At 37.9% G+C, this 1139-nt stretch carries 2 protein-coding genes; both read left to right on the top strand.

Annotated elements, in window-relative coordinates; translation table 11 throughout:
• Positions 1-61 precede the first annotated feature (61 nt).
• Positions 62-424 carry an ISAon1 family transposase N-terminal region protein gene (locus FA046_RS17155; RefSeq protein WP_136827768.1) on the top strand — a complete coding sequence of 121 codons (363 nt, stop codon included), beginning with the start codon at positions 62-64 and terminating at the stop codon, positions 422-424.
• Positions 387-1139: ISAon1 family transposase (locus tag FA046_RS17150; protein ID WP_225870950.1), on the top strand; the 753-nt coding region annotated here is incomplete at its 3' end. The genes FA046_RS17155 and FA046_RS17150, both read left to right, overlap by 38 nt.

Genomic DNA, 1139 nt, shown 5'->3' with positions numbered 1-1139 from the left:
GGATCAAGCGTAAAAGTTGGGGAGGAATATTTTTTAATTATTTTTGTAGAAAGACAATATTTTGGACTCTACATTACTATCAATAATACTTCCTGAGGGGCTTAGCGACTACTTTGAACTGGATAAAGTAGAGACGATAACAGATTCTTATTATATCTATCTGAAAGAAAAGAATATTGCACCAATAGAGTTTAGTGGTCAAAAACTGAGATCAAAAGGTTTTTTCGATGAGATTTCGGTGAGAGACTTTCCTTTACGTGGCAAGCCATGCTTTTTAAAGCTTAAAAGGCGTAGATGGCTGAATGTAGGTACAGGTAAAATTGTAATTAGAGATTGGAATATGGTCGCTGAAGGCACAAAAATGACTCAAGAATTTGCCTTTTTTTTTGAAAGCCTATTTGGATTCAAGCCCGATAAGCTGTAAAACACTTGGAAGTTTTTTTGGAGTAGATGGTAAACGTTTGGAAGAACAATACCTCGGGCATTTGAGTGGTTTTACGTCATGGGAACAAGCCGAACATGCTGAAAACTGGTTGTTGTTCCCAGAAAACCTAGGTGAATATCTATCTATTGATGAGACCAGTCTTTCACAAGGGGAATTATATACGGTACTTACCAATAAGGCTGCAAAGGGCAAAAAAGGAGCTTTAGTGGCGGTCATTAAAGGTACAGAAAGCGAGTCGGTGATAAAAGTACTACACCAGATCAAGGAAAGGGAAAGAAAAAGGGTTAAAGAAGTTACGTTGGACTTGGCTCCAACCATGTCCAGGATTGTCAGAAGAAGCTTTCCCAAAGCAAAGCTTGTCTCAGATAGGTTTCATGTACAGCAATTGGCAAATGAGGCTGTTCAGGAAATCAGGATAAAACATAGATGGGAGGCCATTGAGCAAGAAAACAAAGAAATGGATCTTGCTAAAGAAGCAAAGAAACCCTGGGTTGCAGAACTATTGGATAATGGAGACACTTTAAAGCAATTATTAGTAAGAAGCAGGTATTTGCTGTTTAAAAAAGAAGTGAACTGGACACCATCTCAAAATCATAGAGCGGAGCTGTTGTTTAAGCTATATCCAGATTTACTGGAAGCCTATAAGATTTCTCAGGAACTATCCTCCATATTGAGCCATTCAAAAGATAGATTA

The organism is Pedobacter cryophilus, assembly GCF_005116455.1.
GTDB lineage: Bacteria > Bacteroidota > Bacteroidia > Sphingobacteriales > Sphingobacteriaceae > Pseudopedobacter > Pseudopedobacter cryophilum.
Note: the sequence above shows the minus strand (reverse complement) of the source record. Positions and strands in the feature narration are given on the sequence as shown.